General features: G+C 60.7%; 4 protein-coding genes. 2 read left to right on the top strand and 2 right to left on the bottom strand.

Annotated features, from left to right (window positions below):
• A partial coding sequence (locus tag ACY69P_RS15205; RefSeq protein ID WP_462328083.1) for a S16 family serine protease occupies positions 1-636 on the top strand: 636 nt, incomplete at its 5' end.
• Here ACY69P_RS15205 and ACY69P_RS15200 read toward each other — a convergent pair.
• A complete protein-coding gene (locus ACY69P_RS15200; RefSeq protein WP_462328082.1) occupies positions 633-1982 on the bottom strand; it encodes a sigma-54-dependent transcriptional regulator in 1350 nt (449 codons plus the stop codon). The two genes, ACY69P_RS15205 and ACY69P_RS15200, sit on opposite strands and share 4 nt — an antisense overlap.
• Before the next feature lie 293 nt (positions 1983-2275).
• Between ACY69P_RS15200 and ACY69P_RS15195 the strand changes: the two genes are divergently transcribed.
• Positions 2276-2542 (top strand): hypothetical protein, encoded by a 267-nt coding sequence (locus ACY69P_RS15195; RefSeq protein ID WP_459902118.1) that lies wholly within the window; start codon positions 2276-2278, stop codon positions 2540-2542.
• A gap of 164 nt (positions 2543-2706) precedes the next feature.
• Here ACY69P_RS15195 and ACY69P_RS15190 read toward each other — a convergent pair.
• On the bottom strand, positions 2707-3545 hold an 839-nt coding region (locus ACY69P_RS15190; RefSeq protein ID WP_462328081.1), incomplete at its 5' end, for a sensor histidine kinase.

Below are 3545 nucleotides of genomic sequence, written 5' to 3'. Positions count from 1 at the left end.
GGCCCCTTTACTGTGGACGAAGCTCTGGTACGCGGCATCCTCGGTCCGGCGCGCCGCGTGCGCGAGGTCACGGACGGTACGCCACGCGTTGGCGTAGCCATAGGCATGGTGTGTACGGAGTTTGGCGGGGAAATCATTTCCGTGGAAACGGCGCGGATGCAGGGCGCGGGACAACTTATCCTCACGGGATCACTGGGCGAAGTGTTGCGCGAGTCCGCGCGGCTGGCCCTGTCCTACGTGCAGAGCAATCACGAGCGCCTCGGCATCGCGCCGGAAGCATTTCAGGGAATGGATGTGCACGTGCATATCCCGGCGGGGTCCGTGTCCAAGGACGGTCCGTCGGCGGGGGTGCCCATTGTCATGGCGCTTATTTCCCTGTTCACGGGACGGCCCGCGCGCGGCGATGTGGCCCTTTCTGGCGAGTTAAGCCTTGTGGGGCGGCTTCTTCCTGTGGCTGGAATCCGTGAAAAGCTCGTGGCGGCAGAACGCGCCGGAGTCCGCACGGTCATCCTCCCTGCACGCAATGCAGGTGATGTTGAGGCGCTTGAGCCAGAGATTCGGGACCGGGTGGAGCTGGTGCTGGCAGAGGTGCTGCCGGAGGTGGTGGACCGGGTACTGCTCCCGGCGGAAGGCTAGTCTTCGCCTTCGTAGCGCTTGAGCTTGCGCCACAGGGAGACGCGGTCAATGCCGAGGATTTCTGCGGCGCGGGTCTTGTTGCCGCCCACTTCCTCCAGCACGGAGTAGATATACCGCTTTTCGTTTTCCTCAAGGGTCATCCACGCCTGCGGTTCGGCCCGTTGGAGGAGTCCGCCGCCAACGATATCCGGCGGCAGGTGGCGCATTTCAAAGACGCTCCCCTCGCACAGGGCCACAGCGCGCTCAACGATGTTTTCCAGTTCGCGGACATTGCCGGGGAAACTGTAGCCCATCAGCGTTTCCATGACCTCGTCGGAGATTTTCAAAAGGGGCCTGCCGGACGGTGAATGCTTGGCAAGGAAATGCCGGATGAGGAGCGGGATATCACCGCGCCGCTCCGCCAATGAGGGGAGTTGAAGCGTGATGACGTTGAGCCTGTAGTAGAGGTCCATGCGGAATTCGCCGCGTTCGACCTCCTTCTTCAAATCTTTATTTGTGGCCGCGATGACGCGCATATCCAGCGCGATTTCCTTGGTATCGCCCACGCGGATAATCTTTCGCTCCTGCAGCACGCGCAGCAGCTTCACCTGCATGGAGAGCGGTAGGTCCCCGATTTCATCAAAGAACATCACCCCGCCCTGGGCCGCCTCCAAAAGCCCCTGCTTGCCCTTTTCCGCGCCGGTAAAGGCCTCCTTGGCGTGGCCGAACAGTTCGTTATCAATGAGTTCCGCCGAAAACGCGCCGCAGTTGACGGCCATAAAGCGCTTGCCCGCGCGGGGCGACAGCTCGTGGATAATGCGCGCCACCAGCTCTTTGCCGGTGCCGGTTTCGCCATTGATGAGCACGCTGCAATCCCGCTGGGAAACCTGCGCGATGTTTTCCTTGAGGGCGACGATGGCAGGGTCCTGCCCGATAAAGCGGGTGATGCCCTTGTCCGACTCAATGCGCCGCCGCAGCTCGGCAATTTCGCTGCGCATGCTGCGCTTTTCGAGGGCCTTTTCCACCAACGCCCGCATTTCGGCGATGTCGAAGGGCTTGGAGATATAGTCGTACGCCCCCGCGCGCATGGCTTCCACAGCGGTATCCACACTGGCGTAGCCTGTCATGAGGATGACTTCACAGTCCGGGCGCAAGCGTTTAGCGGCTGCCAGCAGCCCCAGGCCGTCCATGTTCTTCATGCGCAAATCGGTAATGACCAGATCGAAATCGTGGTCTTCGAGCAGGCGAACGGCGGCAACGCCATCCTCCGCAGCGGCAGCTTGGAAGCCTTCCCGCCCGAGGATATTGGCCAGATTGTCGCGGGCGATGGAATCGTCATCCACGACAAGGATATGCGGTGTCTTCACTCAGTCTTCCCACGCAAAGGCGTTTCTGGATGTCCTGTAATCAGGGGACCATACGCGGAAGGGTTGCACATTGCAATGCACGAGAGGCCTATTGCATTCTGCAACAAAAAGCACCAACACTGTTGCAGAACGTTACACGCCGCACCACGGCCAATGCGCATGAACCGCCCTAAAAGCAAGGCGTTATCGAGGAAAGGTTGAAAACGCACCTTTTGGCACCGTCCTTGCTCAATTCAATATACTGGAAGGGGCGGGTGCCCCGCACCCGATATGATTACAACAAGGAGTGGGGAATGGACTCGGAATTCCTGTTTATTGAATTCTGTGCTGTGGTGTGTGTGGTCACACTGGCGTTCCGCGCAAGGCGCATCCTGCGCAGGCGGATGGGCAATGGATCCCAGCATTCGGACACGTCAGCCCGCTTCGACCACTGGTACTGTTTTTTCAACCCACGCAACTTCCACCGCTCCCCGGCGCTGCGCAAGGCGATGCAGGCCCAAAGCGCGGCGCGGCAAGGCAAGGCGGCCTCGCGCCCCCGGGCGCGCATGTCCTGCCGGTAACGACGAAGCGCCCCGGCGCGCACGGTTCGCCCGCAACTGCGACGCCCCGCAGCAAGCTTGGAGCACGGCGCAGAAGTGCGCCGCGGGCAACGCGCCCCAAAGTGAGCCAAGGACGAGTTGCAGGTAAGGACGCGCGGCGCACAAAGCCGCCTCACGACAGCCTGCTACCCAACAGTTTTCCCATCACAATCCCCCTCTGCGGCTGGGAGATCGACGCGAATGTCGGTCCCCCGGCCCTCCTCACTGTGCACGTGGATGGAGCCTTCGTGCCGTTGCACAATGCCGTAGACAACGTACAGACCAAGCCCCGTTCCCTGCCCCACATCCTTGGTGCTGAAAAAGGGATCAAACACGCGTTTCAACTGCGCCTCGGGAATGCCGCGCCCCGTGTCATGAACCGTGAGCGAGACGGTTTTGCCCTCTGCGCCGGGAGCGGCGGAGATGCGGATGGAGCCGCCTTGATCCTCCATGGCCTGAGCAGAGTTGATGAGCATATTGATGAACGCTTCCTGCATCTTCTGCGGGTCCATGCAGGCCATCAGCGGTTCCGGCACATCCACTGTGACGTCAATATTCGCGGGTATCTGGCTGGAGACAAGGGTGACCGATCGGTCAACCATCTCCCGTACGCTGTGCGGGGCCAGATGAAAGTCCTTGTGGCGCGAGAATTCCAACAGTCCCTTCACGATGTCCCGTGCGCGCAGCACCTCCTGACGGATATTGGCCAGCATCTTATCGCCAAGTTCCCCGGCTTTTCCGCCAAGTTCATCTTCCAACAGGTGGCATGAGGTGGCGATGTTGTTGAGCGGATTGTTCAGCTGGTGCGCAATGCCCGACGTCAGGGTGCCGATGGAGGCCATTTTTTGCGCATGCACAAGGTGACGCTGGCGCTGTTTCAACTCCGCCACCATATGATTGAACGCGCGCATAACGCTTTCCACTTCGTCCCCGGTGTTTGGCGTATCCACAAAGCGGAATTCCCCTTTGGCGATGCGCCCTGTGG

It is taken from the genome of Desulfobaculum sp., assembly GCF_054921475.1.
This window is presented reverse-complemented; position numbering and strand designations above follow the sequence as displayed.

Bases quoted from the DNA above. Each gene is read 5' to 3' on its own strand.
- ACY69P_RS15195 (WP_459902118.1), top strand. From the start codon at position 2,276: ATGGACTCGGAATTCCTGTTTATTGAATTCTGTGCTGTGGTGTGTGTG.